Annotated in this window: 14 protein-coding genes and 4 tRNA genes; 8 read left to right on the forward strand and 10 right to left on the reverse strand. The window is 41.0% G+C overall.

The features are described from left to right. Positions 1-184 precede the first annotated feature (184 nt). Positions 185-1264 (forward strand): 3-phosphoserine/phosphohydroxythreonine transaminase, encoded by a 1080-nt coding sequence (gene serC / locus FTU37_RS02805; protein WP_078192058.1) that lies wholly within the window; start codon positions 185-187, stop codon positions 1262-1264. 607 nt (positions 1265-1871) lie between these two features. Here the strand turns inward: serC and nudC are convergent. The 3 genes from nudC to dnaQ all read right to left on the reverse strand — a co-directional run bounded on the left by nudC (position 1872) and on the right by dnaQ (position 5823). After that, a complete protein-coding gene (gene nudC, locus FTU37_RS02810) occupies positions 1872-2645 on the reverse strand; it encodes an NAD(+) diphosphatase (protein ID WP_180123763.1) in 774 nt (257 codons plus the stop codon). Next, the gene (locus FTU37_RS02815; RefSeq protein WP_180123764.1) at positions 2645-4291 is read right to left on the reverse strand and encodes a chemotaxis protein; all 1647 of its coding nucleotides are present in this window, start codon (positions 4289-4291) and stop codon (positions 2645-2647) included. The genes nudC and FTU37_RS02815 overlap by 1 nt, the downstream gene beginning before the upstream one ends. 128 nt (positions 4292-4419) lie before the next feature. Further along, positions 4420-5823, reverse strand: a complete 1404-nt coding sequence (gene dnaQ, locus FTU37_RS02820; protein WP_168379369.1) for a DNA polymerase III subunit epsilon — start codon at positions 5821-5823, stop codon at positions 4420-4422. 206 nt (positions 5824-6029) lie between these two features. Between dnaQ and FTU37_RS02825 the strand changes: the two genes are divergently transcribed. The 7 genes from FTU37_RS02825 to FTU37_RS02855 all read left to right on the forward strand — a co-directional run bounded on the left by FTU37_RS02825 (position 6030) and on the right by FTU37_RS02855 (position 16956). Beyond that, positions 6030-9356, forward strand: coding sequence for a LysM peptidoglycan-binding domain-containing protein (locus tag FTU37_RS02825; RefSeq protein ID WP_180123765.1), 3327 nt, complete (start codon positions 6030-6032; stop codon positions 9354-9356). A 62-nt stretch (positions 9357-9418) separates the two neighbouring features. Then, positions 9419-11221 carry an extracellular solute-binding protein gene (locus FTU37_RS02830; RefSeq protein ID WP_257225222.1) on the forward strand — a complete coding sequence of 601 codons (1803 nt, stop codon included), beginning with the start codon at positions 9419-9421 and terminating at the stop codon, positions 11219-11221. Positions 11222-11254: 33 nt separating this feature from the next. Then, positions 11255-12322, forward strand: a complete 1068-nt coding sequence (locus tag FTU37_RS02835) for a microcin C ABC transporter permease YejB (protein ID WP_180123767.1) — start codon at positions 11255-11257, stop codon at positions 12320-12322. Further along, positions 12322-13335, forward strand: coding sequence for an ABC transporter permease (locus tag FTU37_RS02840; RefSeq protein WP_180123768.1), 1014 nt, complete (start codon positions 12322-12324; stop codon positions 13333-13335). The genes FTU37_RS02835 and FTU37_RS02840 overlap by 1 nt, the downstream gene beginning before the upstream one ends. Further along, the gene (locus FTU37_RS02845; protein WP_180123776.1) at positions 13310-14911 is read left to right on the forward strand and encodes an ABC transporter ATP-binding protein; all 1602 of its coding nucleotides are present in this window, start codon (positions 13310-13312) and stop codon (positions 14909-14911) included. Before FTU37_RS02840 ends, FTU37_RS02845 begins: the two co-directional genes overlap by 26 nt. Before the next feature lie 112 nt (positions 14912-15023). After that, the gene (locus FTU37_RS02850) at positions 15024-16268 is read left to right on the forward strand and encodes an NADH:flavin oxidoreductase/NADH oxidase family protein (RefSeq protein WP_180026819.1); all 1245 of its coding nucleotides are present in this window, start codon (positions 15024-15026) and stop codon (positions 16266-16268) included. Positions 16269-16356: 88 nt separating this feature from the next. Next, on the forward strand, positions 16357-16956 hold the full coding sequence (locus tag FTU37_RS02855) for a YiiX family permuted papain-like enzyme (protein WP_180026818.1): 600 nt from the start codon (positions 16357-16359) through the stop codon (positions 16954-16956). 66 nt (positions 16957-17022) lie between these two features. Here the strand turns inward: FTU37_RS02855 and FTU37_RS02860 are convergent. The 7 genes from FTU37_RS02860 to FTU37_RS02890 all read right to left on the reverse strand — a co-directional run bounded on the left by FTU37_RS02860 (position 17023) and on the right by FTU37_RS02890 (position 21719). Further along, positions 17023-17098: transfer RNA gene (locus tag FTU37_RS02860), tRNA-Glu, on the reverse strand. Between the two features lie 58 nt (positions 17099-17156). Continuing rightward, positions 17157-17232, reverse strand: a tRNA-Glu gene (locus tag FTU37_RS02865). Positions 17233-17256: 24 nt separating this feature from the next. Continuing rightward, a tRNA-Glu gene (locus FTU37_RS02870) sits at positions 17257-17332 on the reverse strand. A gap of 132 nt (positions 17333-17464) precedes the next feature. After that, on the reverse strand, positions 17465-18370 hold the full coding sequence (locus FTU37_RS02875) for an alpha/beta hydrolase (RefSeq protein WP_180026817.1): 906 nt from the start codon (positions 18368-18370) through the stop codon (positions 17465-17467). 109 nt (positions 18371-18479) lie between these two features. Beyond that, positions 18480-19898, reverse strand: a complete 1419-nt coding sequence (locus FTU37_RS02880; RefSeq protein WP_180026816.1) for an amino acid permease — start codon at positions 19896-19898, stop codon at positions 18480-18482. 123 nt (positions 19899-20021) lie between these two features. Beyond that, positions 20022-20097 (reverse strand) — tRNA-Glu (locus FTU37_RS02885). A gap of 191 nt (positions 20098-20288) precedes the next feature. Next, positions 20289-21719 carry an amino acid permease gene (locus FTU37_RS02890; protein ID WP_180026815.1) on the reverse strand — a complete coding sequence of 477 codons (1431 nt, stop codon included), beginning with the start codon at positions 21717-21719 and terminating at the stop codon, positions 20289-20291. Positions 21720-21803 lie beyond the last annotated feature (84 nt).

Below are 21803 nucleotides of genomic sequence, written 5' to 3' on the forward strand. Positions count from 1 at the left end.
GGGATAAAAAATATCAGTAAATCTAATAATTTGAATTAATAAGAATTAATTTTGATCTTTATTGAAAATTTGACTTCAAATGTCAGACAGCATTGGAATATTTTCAGCTTTAACTACTGCAAGCACGCGTCAGATATGGTTAAATGCCATCATTTTATTGTGTTTCACTTTGAAAGGAAAACTCATGCGCGCGTACAACTTCTGTGCTGGTCCTGCTGCATTACCCACTGCCGTTTTAGAAAAAGCTCAAGCTGAAATGCTTGACTGGCAAGGCAAAGGCCTTTCGATCATGGAAATGAGCCACCGTAGTAAAGACTATGTCGCTGTGGCAGAGAAAGCAGAAGCTGATCTTCGTAAGCTGATGAATATTCCAGACAACTATAAAGTGTTATTCCTTCAAGGTGGCGCATCACTTCAATTCTCTGCGATCCCATTAAACCTATTGGGTAAAAACAGCAAAGCAGACTATATCCACACTGGTATTTGGTCTGAAAAAGCGTTGAAAGAAGCACAGCGTTATGGCGACATTAATGTTGTTGAAGCGGGTACCACCATTGACGGTAAACTTGCGATTACTGATCAAAGCACCTGGAACTTATCTGATGATGCGGCTTATGTGCATTATGCAGATAATGAAACTATTGGTGGTCTTCAGTTTGCCAACATTCCTGAAACGGACAAACCATTGGTTGCCGATTTTTCATCGAGCATTTTATCTGCACCATTAGACGTATCTAAGTTCGGTTTAATCTATGCAGGTGCTCAGAAAAATATTGGTCCTGCTGGTTTAACTTTGGTGATTATTCGTGATGATTTATTGGATCAAGCGAAAGCAGATATTCCAAGTATCTTGAAATATTCAGCTCAAGCGAAAAATGGTTCAATGGTGAATACACCTTCAACTTATGCATGGTACTTATCTGGCCTCGTTTTTGAATGGTTACTTGAGCAGGGCGGTGTAGACGCAATTTATAAAGCGAATATGGCAAAAGCTGAATTACTTTATGGTTATATTGATTCAAGCGATTTCTATGCAAATCCAATTGCAAAAGAATTCCGTTCAATCATGAACGTACCATTTACTTTGGCGAATCCAGAATTGGAAAAACAATTCTTGAAAGAAGCTGAAGAAAACCACTTGCTGAATTTAGCTGGTCACCGTTCAGTGGGTGGTATGCGTGCAAGTATTTATAATGCTGTTCCGCTAGAAGGCGTTCAAGCACTGGTTAACTTTATGGATGACTTTGCAAAACGCAACGCATAATCCTAAAGGCATAAAAAAAACCGGCAAATGCCGGTTTTTTTTATTGAATAGATTAAAAAATAAAAGTATGTAACACGTATGCACAAATCAGCATACCTAACATAAAAAATAAGCAGGACATTGGCTCGATTTGATATCGAGATTCCATGTGATGGTCAACTTGCGATAAGTTTTCTTCTTGCACGACTTTCATAGATATTCTTTCCGATCTATTTATCGTTAATTACTATTTCTTAAACGCATTTTTAACATAATTATTTGATTAAATAAAGTACTATCTACCATAAACTTACTAAACTATTTATTTTATTTAAAAATAAGCAACTAAATTGCTAAATTTAGTTTCATAAATTTCCTATCTTATTTATTTATATTAGATTTTTATATTTTATCTTTTGCAGATAGATTTATTTTTTGGCATTATTTTGAATTTAATATTGTGGATAAGTTATTTTAATTTGAATTTAAAAGTAGAATAAATCGACCAGCTTGTGGATAAAAAATATTCAATTATTTAAATATGCAGTGAATACACATGATTAGTGAGAAATAAAAAAACCACACTGAGGTGGCTTTTTTTATTTCTAAGTTCCTCAAAAGCAGTAGCTTATAACCATGCCTGGGTATCATCTGCAACAGCAGAACCATGAATGACATGCATAATCATCGAATGGGCGATACTGCCTTTGAAAGGAATTTCAGGTAATGCATCAAATTTAAAGAAAGCTGCATCACTGATTTCTTCTTCTTGTAATTGAAGTTCACCAGCAGCATATTCTGCTTTAAAGGCGATCATTAAATTACTTGGGAAGGGCCAAGGTTGGCTGGCTAAGTATTGAATATTTTTGACCTTTAAACCCACTTCTTCTTCAGTTTCACGACGAACCGCTTCTTCTAAAGTTTCACCGACTTCAACAAAACCCGCGATCAGTCCATACATGGCACGGACATTTTTTGCATTTTTTGCCAATAAGATTTCATCTTCACCACGGGTAATGACGGTAATGACACAGGGGTTTACACGAGGGTATTGGTGATAACCGCAAGCAGGGCAAACCATGGCATATTCTGTGGCGTGGACTTGAGTTGCAGTACCGCAGTGGCTACAAAATTTATGATTACGGCGCCATTCTAAGAGTTGAATAGCACGGCTGGCTTGTTCAAATTGCTGAACATTCCAAAGTTGTAAAAGTTGACGAATAGGGATGAGCTGTAAGCCTTCAGGAATTGGCTCATTTTCAAGTAGATCACGGGCAATCACTCGATCACCCGTGCTGATATTTAAATCACTTGCGAGTTGCTCAACTTCGGGAAGTTGAAAGTTTTCATCGACCAGCAATTGCTGTTGTTTGAAGATATACGCAAGTGACAATTTAGACATTAGGCTGCTGCTGATTTCAGTTTTTCGCTACTGTCCAATGCTACCTTAAACATGCCCTGTAAAACAGGTTGTTTGTTCTTTAAATTGTCAATCAACATATCTGCGCTTGCCAATGAATCTAATGCTTGATTCACTTCATTTGCTTCAATGGCTGTTGACGATTCAACTCGTTTCAAAATGAATTGAGCTGTTGAGTTCAGTGCATTTTGAGCCGCATCTGCATTGAGGAACAACATTGCACCACCAATTTCGCGGAATTGAGTTGCAGTCGCTTCAAGTTGTGTCAAATCTTGGTTTTGTAAATACTGAACCAAAGATTGGCTAGCAGCATCAATTAAAACCTTGGTCTCATTTAACAGAGCAGCGTGTGCTTCATCTAAACGGTCGAGTGAAATATTCATATTATTCACACGAAGTTGTAAGCGGCTAGAAGTGTGATGACGCTCAAGCACACCAATCGAGTTCATGGCAGACAAGATATTGTTCATCAACTGCTGGGCAAAGCTTTCATCTTGTAAAATCTCAGCATTACCTAATGACGCAGCTTGACGCGACAGGTCGTTATACGCTTCATTTAAGTTCAAGACTTTGAAAATATTTGCCAATTCGTTCAATTTCGCTTGAAGTTCTTGGGTTTTTTCAGGCGTCATATTTTGATAGTTAAATTCAATATCATTACGAATTTGCGTCATTTCAGTCGTAACCAATTCACCAATGGTATGCATGGTTTCGAAGTCAGGACCATATAAATGACGACTGAAAACTTGCAATTGGGTGTCGGTAAGAAGGTCTTCACCGATATTTAACTTGCCACGAATATGATGAGAAATGTCATCTTCTTGGCTAATGCTTAGACTTAAGACATTGGCTAAATCAGAAATGGATGCTTTAAAGCGCTCAGTTCCTGCAAAATATTGAGCCATATTGCGTTCAATGCTTACCAAGGTACGTAAACGAGCATCGGTAATTAAGATTTGATCAATTTGATTAAACGCAACAAAAACCAAGTTCCAGTATTGTTTGCTTGGATGTTTGTCTGAAAGACCTGCTAAATACGTACCGACCAATTTAATCGCTTGCAAATCCAGCTCAGTTTCTTCTTGTTTAATCAATTTATTCAACGCCAACTTATACAGACGGTGAACGTATTTTGATTTTTCAAGTGCAGGAGCTTGAGGTAAGTCAAAGTCAGGAGTAATACAATCGAGTAGGGACTCAATGTGTTGGCCTTCCGACGTTAGAGGTTTACCCAAAGACAGTTCTAGACGATTAAGACTGTCCAGCAGGAACTGTGGAATTTTAACTTCACGCAAGCAGATAAATTCGATATAGTGTTTCAGCATGGTCGTGCCTTCGCTCAGTGCGATGACATCTTGAGTGTTAATTTGCGCAGGATTCCCCATGATCTTGCGCATTAACTCTGCTGAATATTGAGCGATTTTTGCCAAACTTGGCATATCAACTAAAGCTAGTACTTGAGCACATTGTTCAAATTGAATCAGTGCATCATCAATCCCGAAAGGTAAAGTTTGATCTTCAACTAAGGTGCTGACTGCTGATTCGACTAACTTGATTGAGTTATCAACCTCATTTTTTATTATCAGCAAAGCCGTTGGATCAAAATGGATAGAGGTTTGGTAAGACATGTATCTGCACCTTTCCTAGATGTTTTATCTTGTTTATTAACCGCCCCTTAAGGCGGTCCATGTTTATGGTTTTACTATAGCGTATGTAAGAATTGTTTATATACAAAAAGTAACACGAAATTTAGATTTTATTTCGCAAAAAGGCAAGGTGTACCATGTTTTTCTTCAAATTGTTTGACCCATGTCTCATGGGCTTCAAGTTCATCTGCTGAAGGTAAAATCACTGGTAATTCTATTTCAACAGCGGCGCGGGTTTGCGAACCATCTTCATTTTGCGAGTGGGTCAGGGCATCGATATCAAAGGATACCTGACCACCCGTCATTGCTAAGTATACGTCAGACAGAATTTCCGCATCGAGTAAGGCACCATGGAAGGTACGGTCACGTTGTGGAATTTCGTAACGACGCACTAATGCATCGAGTGAGTTTTTCTGGCCTGGATGCTTGGCTTTGGCCATAGCCAAGGTATCGGTGACTTCGCAAACTTCAGATAAGGCCACAAAACCGGCACGTTTGAACTCCATATCAAGGAAGTTCATATCGAAGGTTGCGTTATGCGCAATGATTTCTGCGCCTTTTAGATAGTCAAATAAGACATCAGCAATTTCAGCATACAGTGGTTTGTCTTTTAGAAAGTCATCACTGATTCCGTGAATATTTTCAGATTCACCGACAGGTTTTTGCGGGTTGATATAAATATGGATTGAGCTGCCGGTTAGTTTGCGGTTAATCATTTCCACCGCACCAACTTCAATAATGCGGTCTCCATCTTGGAAATAGAAACCCGTGGTTTCCGTATCCAAAATTAATTGTCGTGGGCCAGATACATCAACTGTTGCTGGTGTAATGACAATCATTGGATGGATTTCAGCAGCTTGCTTAGACTGTGTAGAAGCATCTGGACTCAACGTTGAAGCAGTGTCTGTTGCTTGTTGTTCTATCACAATGTCATCAATCTGCTCTGCGTCAATAGCTGACTCAGCTGAGATTTCTTCTGCTTCATCCTCGCTATCAGCAAATTCGAGTCCAAATGGATCATTTAATAGCCAGTCGGGTTCAGCTTTTTTTTTAGGTGCTTCAGCTGTAGTTGATGCCGCTAGTTTGATCTGTTCGAGGGTTTTTTCTGCGCCTAGATTGGCCAATTGATCGGCCATTTCATTTCCCGGATGGCCTGCATGCCCTTTAATCCAGTTCCATTCAATTTCCCGACCCTGACAAGTTGCATCCAGTAATTTCCACAGATCAGGATTTTTAACATCTTTCCAGTTTTTCTTTTTCCAACCATGTATCCACTCGGTAATGCCTTGTTTGACATAGTTGGAGTCTGTCCAAATAATCAGTTTTGCATCGGACGGACAGTGTTGAATGCCTTCAATTGCAGCAGTCAATTCCATACGGTTATTGGTGGTTTCAGCTTCGCCGCCGCAGAGTTTTTCTTCTCCAGTTTCACGGATGATATAGGCACCCCAACCCCCTAAGCCAGGGTTGCCTTTACATGCACCATCAACATAAAGCGTGATTGTTTGAGACATAAATCAAATCCGGAGAAAAACAAGCATTCAGAACCGTATATTGTATAACGCAAATGACAGAGAGAAATCCATTTCTGGCGATTTTTTTAATTTCTTGTAACATTTATACTGAAATAGCGTTAAATTAACGCCTTGTGTCTGTGTTCTGCTTCACTACAATGGCATATCTAAAAAATAAATTTTATATGAGTTGTCTGGATTTTTTTATGTATAAATCAACTGCGACTGTCTGGCAGCCTACGTTACCACAAATTTTTAAATTTACAGTCTTGGGTTCTGCGCTCGCAGCTCTTGGTCTGACGGGCTGTTCTTCATCGCAAACGACTAAGCAGAACTCAGCAAGTAAACAAGTTGGCTCAAACTTTCTCGATGCCAATAGTTTAGATTCACTCGAAGATTTACTTTCTGCAACAGACATGCGTGCCGTAGAAGGCGATCGCCTTTTAGTACTTAAGCATGGTGATGTATGGAAGCGTATGACTGTGGGTTTCAAAATGGATTTGAACCACTGGGATACGCGAATTGAAGCGCAGCGTGGTTGGTTTATTTCACGTCAACCATATATTGATCGTTTAAGTGCGCGTGCGTCCCGTTATTTATATCACACGGTTAAAGAAGCAGAACGTCGTGGTTTGCCGACTGAGTTGGCGTTATTACCAGTGATTGAAAGTTCTTATGACCCAGCAGCAACCTCAAGTGCAGCCGCAGCGGGCTTATGGCAATTTATTCCAAGTACTGGACGTATTTACGGCTTAAAACAAACCTCAATGTATGATGGTCGTCGTGACGTAGTGGAATCAACGCGTGCAGCTTATGAGTTTTTAGGTGCGCTACATAACCAGTTCGGTTCGTGGGAATTGGCTTTGGCTGCATATAATGCAGGGCCGGGGCGTATTCAACAGGCGATTAACCGTAACCGTGCAGCAGGTTTGCCAACCGATTATTGGTCGCTAAAATTGCCACAAGAAACCATGAACTATGTTCCACGTTTCTTGGCTGTTGCTCAAATTATTAAAAATCCAAGTGCCTATGGCGTAAGTTTGCCGCCAATTGCCAACCGTCCACACTTTCGTGAAGTGGCTGTAGGGCCTGCAAATTTAAATGAAATTGCATCTATTACCGGTTTAAGCCGTGCAGAACTCTATGCACTAAACCCTGGTCATCGTGGCGATGTGATTGATAGCAGCAGCCCAATGCGGATTTTAATTCCTGCGGATGTGAGTCCATCAGTTGATGCACGTTTGAAAAAATTACAATCAGGTGGTTCATCAGGTTATTGGGCAAGTAATTCAACTTATAACTTACCAAAAAATAATGTTGAAATAACACCGTCACGTGTTACTCCGCCGGAATTAAATAGTAAAACTATTCAGCCCGCTAAAGTGACGCCACCTACGCTTAAAACACAGCCGACAGTGACAGCTTCTGCCAAACCACCTGTAGTCGCTACAACGGTAACGCCGAGTGTTCCATCAGGAACGAAAGGCAAAACGCCAATAGGATCATCTGCTTTGGCTGCATTTGCATCGAATAGTGATATTCCAAGTGCGCCGCGTATTCCAGTCGCTGTAACACCTTCGACGCCTGTGAAAGCCGTGTCTGTCGAGCCACCACTCAGCGCAAATGAGCGTGAGCAAATCATGGCGGCTATTAAAGCTGAAGGTGAGACCAAAACAATAGATGAGGTATTAAAACCAGTAGCGACTAAAGCAGAACAAGAAGAAGTCGTTCAGGAAATTAAAGCTATTGCGCCGAAAGGCACTGAAATTGTCGATCCTTATGATGGCAAGATTAAGTTGACTGCGATTCAGACCAGTCAGTCAATTGCAGACCAACAAGGTAAAGAACTGACGAAAGGGTTCTCTTACCCGAAAAGCGTGGCTGAAAATACAGGTGCAGATTCCGAAGAAGCCAAACGCAACCAAGGTAAAAATGTCATTCGTACAGATTCTGAAATTGTAGTTGTACCACCTAAAGGTAAACGCAGTACTTATACAGTTTTGGCGGGCGACACATTAGCGTTGATCGCGATGAAAAATGGCGTGAATTGGCGTGATATTGCAGCTTGGAACCAAATTTCGCCAGATTCGACCTTGTATGTCGGTACGACCATCTATTTATATGATGCGAAACCGATTGTGCAAAATAATGAAGAATCGAAAGCTAAGCCTATCGCAGATAGCTATGTGGTGAAAGCAAATGACAGTCTTACAGCTGTTGCGAGTCAATTTGGTTTAAGTACGAAGCAACTCGCCGACTACAATGGTTTAACCACCACGAGTGGTTTATATGTTGGACAGAAATTATCCCTAAAAGAAACGCCTGCATCTAAAGCAAAATTGGAAGCTGATAAGAAAGCCGCTCAAGTTGTCGAAAAACCTGCAAAAGTTCAAACCAAATCCTACACGGTAAAACGTGGTGAATATCTAAAACTCATTGCAGATCGTTATGCGCTGTCAAATCAAGAGTTGGCAGATTTAACAACTGGTTTAACGGCTGGCAGTAGCTTGATGGTGGGGCAAAAAATTAATGTGCCATTACAAGCTGTAGCAGAAGTTGAGAAGCTCGAAAGCAAAGTCGTGAATCGCATTGAAAATGTCAAAGTTGATCCTGCGTATAAAGTTGAAAGCTATAAAGTGCAGCGTGGTGATACGCTTTACAGTATTGCGACGCGGTCAAAAATCAGTTTGTCAGAATTGGCGAGTCTAAATGATATGTCGGTAAATAGTGGGCTGATGGCTGGGCAAAGCATTAAAGTTCCTGCAAGTTCAACTGTTCCGGATACATATGTGGTGCAGTCTGGCGATACACTGACAGGCATTGCTAGTCGCTATGATTTAGGCATGGACTATGTCGCAAATTTAAATGGTATAGAGCGTAGTTCTGGTCTACGCGTTGGGCAGAAATTAAAATTAACAGGTGATGTCGCACCGGTTAAAGTAGAAACCAAAGCTGAGGCGACCAAAATTGAAAGCAAAACCAATACACGAACGAATTCCGTTGATGCGACCGATATTCATGTGGTGAAATCAGGTGAAACATTGGGTGTGATTGCGAAGAAATATCATCTTCAATTACGTTATTTAGCTGAATTAAATGGCCTAAATACCAATAGTGCGATTCGTGTAGGGCAGCGTTTAAAAGTAGATGGTGAACTACCTGCTGATGTAGCTAGTAAAGCAACTGAAACAAAAAAAACGGAAGCTAAATCCTCTACGAGCAATGTGAAACCAACAAATACTGAAAGGTATACCGTGAAATCAGGCGAGTCTTTAAATTCGATTGCTAGTCGGACAGGCTTAACTGTGGCAGCATTGGCTGAGTTAAATAACTTGAACCCGCGTGCTGGGCTTCGTGTTGGTCAAAATTTACAAGTTCCTAAAACCATCAGTGAATACCGTATTAAACGCGGGGATACGCTGATTGGTTTGGCAAGTCGTTATGGACTAGATACATCAAAACTCGCTGAAATGAATGATATGCAACCGTCTGCTCAGTTACGTATTGGTGAAGTGATAAAAGTACCGAACTGAGTCCAAACATTAAGGAGTTAAGTTGAATGTATTCTGCTTCAACTTCGCGTTACGTGTTTGGTATGACCTTGAGCATACTTTCAACAGGGGCGTGGGCTGCATTGCAGACCACGCCTTTTCTTGCCATACATAGTAGCCCTCAATATCATCAATTACAGGCAATGCCCTATGCCAATCCTTTTGCCACTAAAGGGGGCTATATCACGACTTCGAGTATTGGGAGTTTTGATAATTTAAACAGCATGAATGGAAAAGGGCGTTCTGTTGAAGGTATCAATTATCTATTTGATAGTTTGATGAGTTCATCTTTAGATGAGCCGGGTGTGATGTATCCGTTGCTTGCCGAAAAGGTGACATTTGACCCCAAAAAAACTAATTTTGTTATTTTTCATTTAAACCCAAAAGCACGGTTTAGTGATGGTTCCGAACTCACTGCTGAAGACGTTAAATTTAGTTTTGATACCTTTCAAACTAAATCAAATCCCGGTCTACAAATGTACTTAGCGGATTTGGACAAAACAGATGTTTTATCTAAATATCAGGTGAGGATGAGTTTTAAATCTGGTCATAATACTGATATGCCCATGATTTTGGCGCAAATGCCGATTTATTCCAAAAAAGATTGGGCAAAAAAAGATTTTACTCAAATTACATTGCAGCCCATATTAGGCTCAGGCCCTTACACGATTGAGACGATCGATGCAGGTAGGAGTATTCGCTATAAGCGCAATCCAGACTATTGGGGGCAGAAATTAGCTGTCAATCATGGTCGGTATAATTTTAACCATCTGAAATATGTATATTACCGCAGCCCAGACATCGCCTTTGAAGGCTTTAAAGCGGGTCAATTTACGTTATATGAGGAAAAGACCGCACGTAATTGGGTGGGAGCGTACAATTTTCCTGCTTTTAAAGACGGTAAAATTGTCAAATATCGCTTTAAACATGAACGACCGATTCCCACAAAAAGTCTCGTATTTAATACCCGTCGTGCGCCATTTAGTGATATTCGCTTTCGGCAAGCTTTAACTTTTGCTTATGATTTTGAATGGCAAAATAGAGCGTTGTTTTATGGGCAGTATCAGCGTTTACAGAGTTATTTTAGTAATAGTGTGTTAGAAGCAAAGGGAAAACCCTCTATCCAAGAGTTGGATATTTTAAAACCGATGTTATCGCAACTTGATCCTATTCAACGACAGGGGGTTTTATCCAATTGGCAATATCCTGTTTCTGATGGCAGTGGATTTAATCGAAAAAACCTTCTGCATGCACGCCAACTGTTATTGAATGCGGGTTATCGTTATCAAGACGGCAGATTGGTGGATGCAAAATCTCAGCCTGTGAAATTTGAACTTTTGATTCAGCAACAAGATTTGCAGCGAACCTTAATGCCATTTATACGAAATTTGAAACGTTTAGGTATTCAGGTGTTATTACGGCAAGTCGATGGACCGCAATACACCGAGCGTATGCGAAATATTGACTTTGATATGATCGTGGATGAAATGCCTCAATCGCTCACTCCAGCGGGTGAGCAAGCTCAACTTTGGGGCAGTCAAGCAGCCGATCAAGTGGGTAATTATAATTATGCTGGGATAAAAAATCCTGTGATCGATAAGCTCATTCAACAGGTGATCAATGCTCCAAATCGGGAGGAATTGATTGTTCGTACGCGTGTTTTAGACCGCCTGCTTAGAGCGGGTTATTATCAAATCCCAATGTTTGGGCAAAGTGAAAACTGGTTTGCCTATTGGCATATGTATAAGCAACCTTATGTCAAACCTAAACTTTCTGTAGGGATTGACTATTGGTGGAGTGATGTAGCTCAAGCCAAGCAAATAACACAATATCTACGGCAGCAATAAATACACCTGAATGACTAGGAATGTTAAAGCAACATGGGCACATATATTTTAAAAAGATTGCTCCTGATTATTCCAACATTGTTTTTCATTTTACTGATTAACTTTGTCGTGATTCAGATTGCACCGGGAGGACCTGTTGAACAAGCCATACAGCAAGCTGAGTCCTTTCAAGGTATGGGAAACACAGATGGTGGTGAAACTGCGACGACAGGCAGTAAATACCAAGGTGCTAAAGGCCTCAGTGAAGAAATGGTGGCAAAAATCGAAGCGCAATATGGTTTCGATAAACCATTATTCGAACGTTTTTGGCTCATGTTAAAGGGCTATGTAACGCTAGATTTTGGTACAAGTTTCTTTAAAGATAAGCCTGTGACTCAGCTGCTTTGGGAAAAGCTGCCTGTATCCTTATCCCTTGGCTTATGGAGTACCTTGCTGATCTATATGGTGTCTATTCCATTAGGCATTAAAAAAGCCCGTCAACATGGTCTGTTATTTGATAAAAGTACGTCTATTTTATTGGCTATCGGCTACGCCATTCCTGCTTTTGCCTTTGCCATTTTACTCATTGTCTTTTTTGCAGGTGGTTCATATTTTCAGTGGTTTCCTCTGCAAGGTTTAGTTTCAGAGAATTTCGCTGAGTTAAGTGTATTTGGCAAAATTGCAGATTATTTTTGGCATATGGCGTTGCCTTTGTTTGCTATGGTAATTGGTGGTTTTGCAGGCTTAACTTATCTGACCAAATACTCTTTTATGGAAGAGTTGAATAAGCAATATGTTCTTGCTGCTCGTTCTAAAGGTTTGACCGAATCACGTGTGCTGTATGGGCATGTATTTCGTAATGCAATGCTCATTGTCATTGCTGGTCTGCCAGAAGCATTGATTGGGATCTTCTTTGTGGGAAATCTATTTATTGAAATTATTTTCAATTTAGATGGTCTGGGATTGTTGGGGTTTGAAGCCATCGTACAGCGCGATTATCCAGTCATTTTTGGCACCTTGTTTATTTTTACCTTGATGGGGCTGATCTTAAGATTAATCAGTGATGTCATGTATCAAATGATTGATCTGCGAATTAATTTTGATTCGCAGGGGGCAAAATAATGTCTCCGATCATGCAAGCACGTTTTCAACGTTTTAAAGACAATAAATTAGGCTTTACATGCTTTATCAGTTTTGCCTTGATTTTTATGTTGTCCCTAGCTGTCGAGTTTATTGCCAATGATAAACCGCTCTTGGTTAAATACGATGATTCTTTATATGTGCCCGTATTGAAAAGTTATCCAGAAACCGCTTTCGGTGGGGTATTTGAAACTGAGGCAGATTATAAAGATCCTGTTGTTCAGCAACTGATAGAAGATAAAGGCTGGGCGGTTTGGCCACTGATTAAATTTTCCTATCAAACACCGAATTTAGAACTGGCTGTGCCCGTACCATCTGCACCAACTGCACAAAATTGGCTCGGTACCGATGACCAAGGGCGTGATGTGCTCGCACGTATTTTATATGGATTACGTGTGTCGCTCCTGTTTGGTTTTGCATTAACTTTTGCTTCAGCCATATTGGGCATCATCGTTGGGGCGATACAGGGCTATTATGGTGGGTGGATAGACCTCATTGGTCAACGGATTTTAGAAGTCTGGGGCGGACTACCGATGCTATTCATGGTGATGATTTTAGTCAGTATGTTTACGCCGAGTGTGTATTGGCTCTTTGTCATTATGCTGTTGTTTGGCTGGCCCACTTTAGTCGGCTTGGTTCGTGCAGAGTTTTTACGGGCTCGTAATTTTGACTATGTACGTGCAGCACGGAGTCTTGGTGTTACAGATAGCACCATTATGTTTCGGCATATCTTACCAAATGCGATGAGTTCCAGTCTTTCACAGCTACCTTTCATGCTTACGGCAAATATTACAGCACTGACAGCCTTGGATTTCTTAGGGTATGGCTTACCGCCTGATGCAGCATCCTTAGGTGAGTTATTGCTTCAAGGGAAAAACAATCTGAATGCACCATGGCTTGCCTTATCGGGATTCTTTACCTTAGCGATCGTGCTGTCTTTATTGATCTACATTGGGGAGGCGACACGTGATGCATTCGATCCTAGACGTCAATAATCATCAAGTTAATGTACCTCCCATCGTGTTAGAGGTGGAACATTTACATATTTCACATGCAGCACAGGTCTTGGTTGATGATCTAAATTTTAAATTGCATGCAGGTGAAACGATAGCGATTGTTGGAGAAAGCGGCTCAGGTAAATCGATTAGCAGCCTAGCTATACTCGGTTTGTTGTCGAGTGATCTGCAGGTCACAGGCAGCGTCAGCCTGAGTGGACAGAATATTCTTGGACTGAGTCCTGAACAGCACCGAAACATTCGTGGACAGAAAATTGCAATGATTTTTCAAGAGCCGATGACAGCTTTAAATCCCTTACATCGGGTTGAAAAGATTGTTGGTGAGTCACTGTTGTTACAGGGATGGTCGAAGGCAAAAACTCGGCAGCGGGTTATAGAATTATTAAATGATGTTGGTATTCCTGATGCTGAAGATAAGTTAAGGCGCTATCCACATGAGTTATCAGGCGGGCAGCGTCAACGTGTCATGATTGCCATGGCATTGGCCTTAGATCCTGATATTTTAATCGCTGATGAGCCAACCACGGCTTTAGATGTCACTTTGCAAGCGCAAATCTTAAATTTATTAAAGTCGCTACAACAGCAGCGTAATATGGCGATGATATTAATTAGCCATGACCTGAATTTGGTCAAGCGCTATGCAGAACATGTGATTGTGATGAATCGTGGGCAAGTGGTGGAGCAAGGTGGTGTTCAGGAAATTTTTGAGCAACCGAAGCAGGCGTATACCAAAAATTTATTAGATCATGATTTTGGTGTAGCAATAGATGTTTCGCAAACGCAGACACTTTTAGAATTACGCCAGTTAGGAGTGAAGTTCCCAGTCAAACAAGGCTTATTGAACCGCATCAAAAATTATGTCGTTGCGGTAGAAGCTTTGGATTTAACAGTAGCTGAAGGTGAGTCGATCGGTATTGTTGGAGAGAGTGGTTCAGGCAAAAGCTCTTTAGCACTGGCTATTGCTCGGCTCTTAGAAAGTGATGGCGAAATTATTTTAAATCAATACGCTATCAATCAACTTTCAGAAAAACAGCTCAGACCTCTACGTCGTGAATTTCAAATCGTCTTTCAAGATCCATTCAGTAGTTTAAATCCACGGCTAAATGTAGAGCAAACCATTGGTGAAGGTCTGGCCTTACAGCATTTATCTGCAAATGAAATTGTACAGCGTATAGATGAAGCTTTGCAGAAAGTCGAATTAGCCAGCTCATTTAAGCAGCGTTACCCACATGAATTATCGGGTGGGCAACGACAGCGAGTTGCCTTGGCACGTGCGCTGGTTTTACGTCCTAAACTGCTGATTCTCGATGAACCCACATCGGCGCTTGATCGGACGACACAAAAAGCCATCGTGAAGCTGCTACGGCGTTTGCAGCAAGAATTTAATATGAGTTATTTATTTATCAGTCACGATTTACACGTGGTCAAAGCCCTGTGTCAAAAAGTGTTGGTACTACGTCATGCCAAAGTCATGGAGTTTCAAGACACCGCAGATCTATTTACGCGACCACAAACGGGCTATACCCGTAAATTAATTGAAGCCAGCCAATACTAAAATCAAACATATGGATATTTTGACAAGTGTCATTGTCAAAATATCCTTGACCTTTAGAAAATAATAATTAGAGTAAATGCTCAGGACTTATTATTTCATTTTGGACATTGTCATGAGCCATTTAGCTGAAAGCTTTAAAATTCGTAATACCACGTTTAAAAATCGCATCATCAAAGGTGCAATGAGTGAAGCATTGGCCAATACCGCAGGCCAACCCAATCACCTACATTTTGGATTATATGAAGCTTGGGCGAAAGGTGGTTTAGGCTGTGCCATTACGGGTAATGTCATGGTGGATTTCCGTGCTAAAAATGAGCCGGGGGTTGTGGTCGCTGAAACTGAGCGTGATTTGGCGCAGTTAACACAGTGGGCTGAGTTGGGGAAAAAGCACGGCATGGTGCAATTGGTTCAACTTTCACATCCGGGTCGTCAATGTCCTAAAGGTTTAAATAAAGAAACGGTTGCACCGTCTGCTGTGCCATTTAGTCCGATGTTAGCTACAACGTTTGGAACACCGCGCGAACTTCGTGAAGATGAAATTTTAGATATCATTCAGCGTTTTGCACGTGCTGCACACATTTGTGAAAAGGCAGGCTTCGAAGGCGTGCAATTGCATGGTGCGCATGGTTATTTAATTAGTCAGTTCTTGTCGCCACTGACCAATAAACGTCAAGATCAGTGGGGTGGTTCAAATGAAAATCGCATGCGCTTTTTGCTTGAAATCTATAAGGCAGTTCGTGCTGCGACGACAGATGATTTTATCATTTCGGTCAAACTGAATTCTGCTGATTTCCAACGCGGCGGAATTAGCGAAACAGATGTGATTGAGGTCTTTAAGGCAATCGATGCCGCAGGGATTGATATGATTGAAATCTCGGGCGGTTCCTATGAAGCGCCAGCGATGGCCGGTGCTAAAGCAGAAAAACGTAAAGCCAGTACCATTGCTCGTGAAGCTTATTTCCTCGATTTTGCGGACAATATCCGTAAAGAAGTGAAATGCGCGTTAATGGTTACCGGCGGGTTTAGAACCGTGCAAGGCATGAATGCTGCACTAGACAGTGGAGCTTGTGATTTTATTGGTATTGCACGTCCATTCGCTGTTGAAGTCGATTTGGCTGATCGTTTATTGGCGGGTCAGGATGTTCGTTACGGTGTGGACAAAATTAAAACTGGCATACCGATGATAGATAAAATGGCGATTATGGAAATTATTTGGTATGCCGCTCAGTTTAAATCGATTGGTGAAGGCAAACAGCCAAATCCTAAACTTTCGCCGTTAAAAGTGTTTTTTAAATATCTTAAAGGCAATTTAACCGCGGTCATTAAAGGGCAAGTCAATTCACGTAAGTCGGCTTAATCAATCTTTGAATTTTTAGAATCAGGGCAACCGACATATATTCCTGTTATGGTTGCCTTCATTCATATCAATATTGCTTACAATAAAAATGTCTAAAATTTTAATATTAACGGTCATTCTTTCGGGGCTCAGTTCTGCCCTCTATGCCCAGTCCGTATTTCAGACGGGAGATATTATTTTTCATATCTCAAAGTCACAACAAAGTTTAAGCATTCAAAAGGCCACACATTCGCCCTATAGTCACATGGGCATGATCGTAAATAAAAATAACCAAACCTGGGTGCTTGAAGCCATTCAACCTGTGCAATATACCGCTTTAAATCAATGGATCGCGCGTGGGGAGAATGCTCACTATGTGGTGAAAAGGCTCAAACAACCCTTAAATGTGCCGCAGAAAACGAAGTTGGTACAACATGCAGAAAAGTACTTGGGCAAACCCTATGATATTTATTTTGAATGGGATGACCGTGCAATTTACTGTTCTGAAATTGTTTGGAAAGCTTATCAGCATGCTTTAGGAATCGAACTTTCTCCATTACAACAACTGAAACAATTTGATTTAAAACAAAATGAAGTGCAGCATCTAATGCGGCAGCGCTATGGTCAAAATATTCCGCTAAATGAGCAGGTGATTGCCCCTAAGGCCATTTATGATTCAAAACTTTTAAAAGAAATATTTAGAAATTAAGGCAATAAAAAAGCCCAAGTCGCAATGCTTGAGCTTTTTAATGAGTGGTTAAAACCAACTCGAATATGGCGTCCCTACGGGGATTCGAACCCCGGTTACCGCCGTGAAAGGGCGATGTCCTAGGCCTCTAGACGATAGGGACAGTACAGAAAGCAAATTTTAAAACCGTTCATTTCAGTCTAAGTTTTTAGACTAAATAATGGCGTCCCTACGGGGATTCGAACCCCGGTTACCGCCGTGAAAGGGCGATGTCCTAGGCCTCTAGACGATAGGGACTTAATAAAATGTACTTCTGAAAATTGGCGTCCCTACGGGGATTCGAACCCCGGTTACCGCCGTGAAAGGGCGATGTCCTAGGCCTCTAGACGATAGGGACGTTTCAGAGGTGGGCGTATATTAGGGTGAAAATCGGGGGGTGTCAAACGCTTTTCTATAAATAAATTCAGTTTTTGTTGTTGAGTGCATAAAATTAAAACAATTTGCTAAAAATGTTTGAAAAATACATTATTTATGTCGATTTTTTCAACACTTGTAAAATTGTAGCAATAACTTCTGGATGTGTTAAATATCCTGCAATATCGTGTGGGTGTTCAATCGATGTCTGAATTTGCTGGTTCATGATGGCGGGTTGAAAATCAAATGGTGCCTGACTCAGCGGAAAAGCGCTGAGAAAATCATCATGTGAATAAAAGTTTAACCAATCGCCTGAAATTGCATCAGATCGCTGTAAAGGTTGAGGTAAGTGGGCTTGGATGACACGAAAAGCCAAAGGTGAGCCTAAGGTGATAAAGCGCTGTATGTTGAGTTCAGGATGTAGCAGTAAAAAATGATACGCAATCACGCTACCTAATGAATGTGCAATCAACAGGGTAGGTTTCGTTTGATGTAATTGCTCATGCAGACGAGTGTGAACTGCCTGAATAAAATGTGGATTGGATAAATAAAGATAAGTTTCGACCAAAAATTTATGCAAAAGTGTGGCATGTAATTTTGGGAAATAATTCATTAAAACTGCAAAATCGCGTAGCGCAAGATCTTTGCCAAGTGCAGTGATCGATTTGAATGATTGGCTTAATCCAATAGCATCATTGAGGGTGATGTCAGGTAGATTATTTTGTACAGCGTGATGCTCAAGTACTTTTGGTGATTTTTCTGGGAGTTCAGTACGATGGATAAACGGAAAATGTGGCCACGTTTGAGGCGTCAAGGTGCTGGCTTGAAGCATATTCTGCAAATGATAACGCGTGAGTAAGTCCCCATAAAAAGGCATGCGCATATGGTGCTGTATATACGATAAAAAAGTCTCTTGATGGCTTTGCTTTAAGCCTTGAGACAACAGTGCAAGCCAATGCTGTTCGAGCGAACGTGCAGTTTGTTGCTGTTGATTCATGCCATGGATAAAGATGATCTGCATATTGCACCCCATCGACGGAACAATTTTTATTCTACTTTTATTAAAATATAGCCATAAAAAAAGAGCAACCGAAGTTACTCTTTTATTGTGTTTGGTATGACAACGCAGATCAATCTTTGTTGTGATACAAGGTGTAGTAGCTGATATAACATGCCACGATGAAGATCATACAGCAGATAAAGCCAGTCAACATTTCTGGGTCAAATACCATACTAATACAGGTAATCAGACAGAATACAAAACCGAGTATCGGCACGATTGGGAAGAGTGGTGCAGCAAAAGCTAAATCTTTTGCAGTTTTGCCTTCTTTATACCACTGACGACGGAAGTTAAATTGGCTTAAACAAATACTCATCCACACTACCACCATGGTAAATGCCGCAACACCTAACAAGTTTTTGAAGATGGTTTCTGGTGCAAATTGCTCAGAAAGTAAGCCCGGCATACCACCGATCATGGTCACAATTACTGCAACATAAGGAATACCACGTGAGTTCACTTTAGAGAACACTGCAGGTAATTGCTTACTATAGGACAATGACCACATCATTCGAGATGCAGCAAATAAACCAGAGTTTGCAGCAGAAAGTAGCGCTGTGATAATCACAAAGCGGATAATGTCTTCTGCATAAGGAATACCAATGTGCTGGAATACCGTTACGAAAGGTGAACTACTTACACCTTCGGCAGATAAGCCGGCTTCTTGATGGGGTAATAGTGCAGTAATAACAACAATGGTACCCACAAAGAAAATCAATAAGCGGAAAATCGCCGTGTTAATGGCTTTAGGCACATTTTTCGCTGGATCTTTGGTTTCACCCGCAGCAACACCAATCAGTTCAGTACCTGAGAATGCAAAGTTCACAATCAACATTGTAGCGAAGATTGGGAACAAACCTTCAGGGAACCAGCCTTGTGCAGTGAGGTTGCTAAACAGTGGTGCAGCTTCATAGCCTCTATAGCCTAAAACACCAAAAATGGCCAATAGACCTAAAATAATAAAGGCTACAACGGTAATCACTTTGACTAAAGCTAGCCAAAATTCAGATTCAGCAAACCATCTGGTTGAAATCATATTCAAGCAGAATACAAAAGCACCAAAGATTAGGGTCCACATCCACATAGAGCTGTCTGGGAACCATTCCTGCATTAAAAGTGCAGCAGCGGTAAATTCAGTTCCTAGCGTTACTGACCATGTCAGCCAATAGAGCCAAGTGATGGTATAACCCGTACCAGGTCCGATATAGCGTTTAGCATAAGCGCCAAATGAACCAGATTCTGGCATATGTACAGCGAGCTCGCCTAAGCAAAGCATCACCATATAGGCGATAATACCGCCTAAAAAATACGAAATAATGGCACCTACAGGCCCCGTTTGTGCAATGACTTCACCCGAACCAAGAAATAAACCAGTACCGATTGCGCCGCCAAGCGAAATCATCACCAGATGTCGAGTACTCATAGCGCGTTTTAACGGCGCAGAATTGCCCTGATGCGAAGCATCATTCGGAGAATGTGATGACTGCATAGAGAAAAAGGAGAATCAAATAATGAAGCGAGTAATTGTAGAGAAGAATGCAATGATGATGCAATCAATTAATATAAATTATAGATAAATAAACTTTAAGTTTGTCAGAACTGACAGAAGAATTGGCGTCCCTACGGGGATTCGAACCCCGGTTACCGCCGTGAAAGGGCGATGTCCTAGGCCTCTAGACGATAGGGACGTTTTAAGGTGCTGTCATAGTATGAATAAACATGATGTGAGTCAAAGAAAAAATTTAAATCTCAGCTCATTTGTCTGTTATTTAAACATATAAATCAACGATTAATAAATTATAGAAAAGAAAGGCTTTGAAAATAAAAAAGCGAACCCAATGGCTTTGGATTCGCTTTAAAGATTAATCATTAAATCAGCTTAATCTTGATTATGATATAACCAATAATAACCTGCATAACATGCCGCCATAAAGATCAAGCATCCAATAAAGCCTGAAAGCATTTCAGGATCTGCAGCCATACTTAAACCTGTTGCGGTACAGCAGACAAAGCCAAGGATTGGAACCAGTGGGAACCATGGTGTACGGAATTTAAGTTCTGACACGCTATGACCTTGTTTCAGCCATTGGCGACGGAAGTTAAATTGACTCCAACAAATACTCATCCACACGATCACCATAGTGAAAGCGGCAACCCCCATCAAGTTTTTGAAGATCACATCTGCGCCAAATTGTTCTGACAATAGACCTGGTAAACCACCGATCATAGTGACCAATACAGCAATATAAGGCACACCTGTTTTGCTTAATTTGCCGAAAGCACGTGGTAATTGTTTTTGTGCAGACAGTGCCCACATCATACGCGATGCAGCATATAAACCAGAGTTAGCTGTAGACAGTAAAGCTGTAATAATGACGAAACGAATTAAGTCTTCTGCATAGGGAATGCCCATCAGGTTAAATACGGAAACGAATGGGCTACTACTTAAGCCGCCATGTCCACCAACATTTAAACCTGCATCGGTATAGGTCAACAGTGAACTGATGACGATAATAGTGCCGACAAAGAAAATGATTAAGCGCCATACCGCAGCATGAATGGCTTTAGGCACATTCTTTTCAGGGTTTTCAGTTTCACCTGCAGCGATACCAATCATTTCTGTACCATTAAAGGCAAAGTTCACGATCAATAGCGTGGCAAACAGTGGGAACAAACCATTTGGCAGCCAACCATGTTCAGTCAAATTGTGGAACATTGGAGCTGATTCATAGCCTTGGAAAGGCACGAAACCAAAGATGCAGGCAAAACCAAGGATGATGAAAATCAACACTGTTGCAACTTTCACCATTGATAACCAAAATTCTGACTCTGCGAATGCGCGTGTAGAACTTAGATTAGAAATCAGTACACCAGCAGCAAAGATCAGTGTCCATAACCAAATAGAGGTTTGTGGAAACCATTCCTGCATCAAAATAGCCGCCGCAGTAAATTCTGTACCTAAGGTGGCAGACCAGCCCAACCAGTACATCCAAGACACCATATAACCGGTACCAGGGCCAATATAATTTGTCGCAAAAGCACCAAAAGACCCAGAAACAGGTAAATGTACGGCAAGTTCACCCAAACAGAGCATGACCATGTAGGCAATCAAACCGCCAATAATATAGGCAAGAACAGCGCCTAAAGGCCCAGCTTGTGAAATAACTTCACCTGAACCCATAAACAAACCAGTACCAATTGCACCACCAAGTGAGAGCATCACAAGGTGTCGAGTCGTCATCGCACGTTTAAGCGATGGACTTTTACCTTCAGCAGACGAGTGTTGCGAAGGTTCAGAGGGAGATTGCATAGTGAAATGAAAATTGAACGAAAGGTATATTTTATGATTGAATGCAGTGAAATGATTGATAAATCGAATTTTTCTTATAATGTG

This window comes from Acinetobacter sp. YH12097, assembly GCF_013419225.1.
Lineage (GTDB): Bacteria > Pseudomonadota > Gammaproteobacteria > Pseudomonadales > Moraxellaceae > Acinetobacter > Acinetobacter amyesii.

Bases quoted from the DNA above. Each gene is read 5' to 3' on its own strand.
- dnaQ (WP_168379369.1), bottom strand. From the start codon at position 5,823: ATGTCTCAAACAATCACGCTTTATGTTGATGGTGCATGTAAAGGCAAC.
- FTU37_RS02880 (WP_180026816.1), bottom strand. From the start codon at position 19,898: ATGCAGTCATCACATTCTCCGAATGATGCTTCGCATCAGGGCAATTCT.
- FTU37_RS02840 (WP_180123768.1), top strand. From the start codon at position 12,322: ATGTCTCCGATCATGCAAGCACGTTTTCAACGTTTTAAAGACAATAAA.
- nudC (WP_180123763.1), bottom strand. From the start codon at position 2,645: ATGTCTAAATTGTCACTTGCGTATATCTTCAAACAACAGCAATTGCTG.
- FTU37_RS02855 (WP_180026818.1), top strand. From the start codon at position 16,357: ATGTCTAAAATTTTAATATTAACGGTCATTCTTTCGGGGCTCAGTTCT.
- FTU37_RS02845 (WP_180123776.1), top strand. From the start codon at position 13,310: ATGCATTCGATCCTAGACGTCAATAATCATCAAGTTAATGTACCTCCC.
- FTU37_RS02830 (WP_257225222.1), top strand. From the start codon at position 9,419: ATGACCTTGAGCATACTTTCAACAGGGGCGTGGGCTGCATTGCAGACC.
- FTU37_RS02850 (WP_180026819.1), top strand. From the start codon at position 15,024: ATGAGCCATTTAGCTGAAAGCTTTAAAATTCGTAATACCACGTTTAAA.
- FTU37_RS02835 (WP_180123767.1), top strand. From the start codon at position 11,255: ATGGGCACATATATTTTAAAAAGATTGCTCCTGATTATTCCAACATTG.
- serC (WP_078192058.1), top strand. From the start codon at position 185: ATGCGCGCGTACAACTTCTGTGCTGGTCCTGCTGCATTACCCACTGCC.
- FTU37_RS02875 (WP_180026817.1), bottom strand. From the start codon at position 18,370: ATGCAGATCATCTTTATCCATGGCATGAATCAACAGCAACAAACTGCA.
- FTU37_RS02825 (WP_180123765.1), top strand. From the start codon at position 6,030: ATGTATAAATCAACTGCGACTGTCTGGCAGCCTACGTTACCACAAATT.
- FTU37_RS02890 (WP_180026815.1), bottom strand. From the start codon at position 21,719: ATGCAATCTCCCTCTGAACCTTCGCAACACTCGTCTGCTGAAGGTAAA.
- FTU37_RS02815 (WP_180123764.1), bottom strand. From the start codon at position 4,291: ATGTCTTACCAAACCTCTATCCATTTTGATCCAACGGCTTTGCTGATA.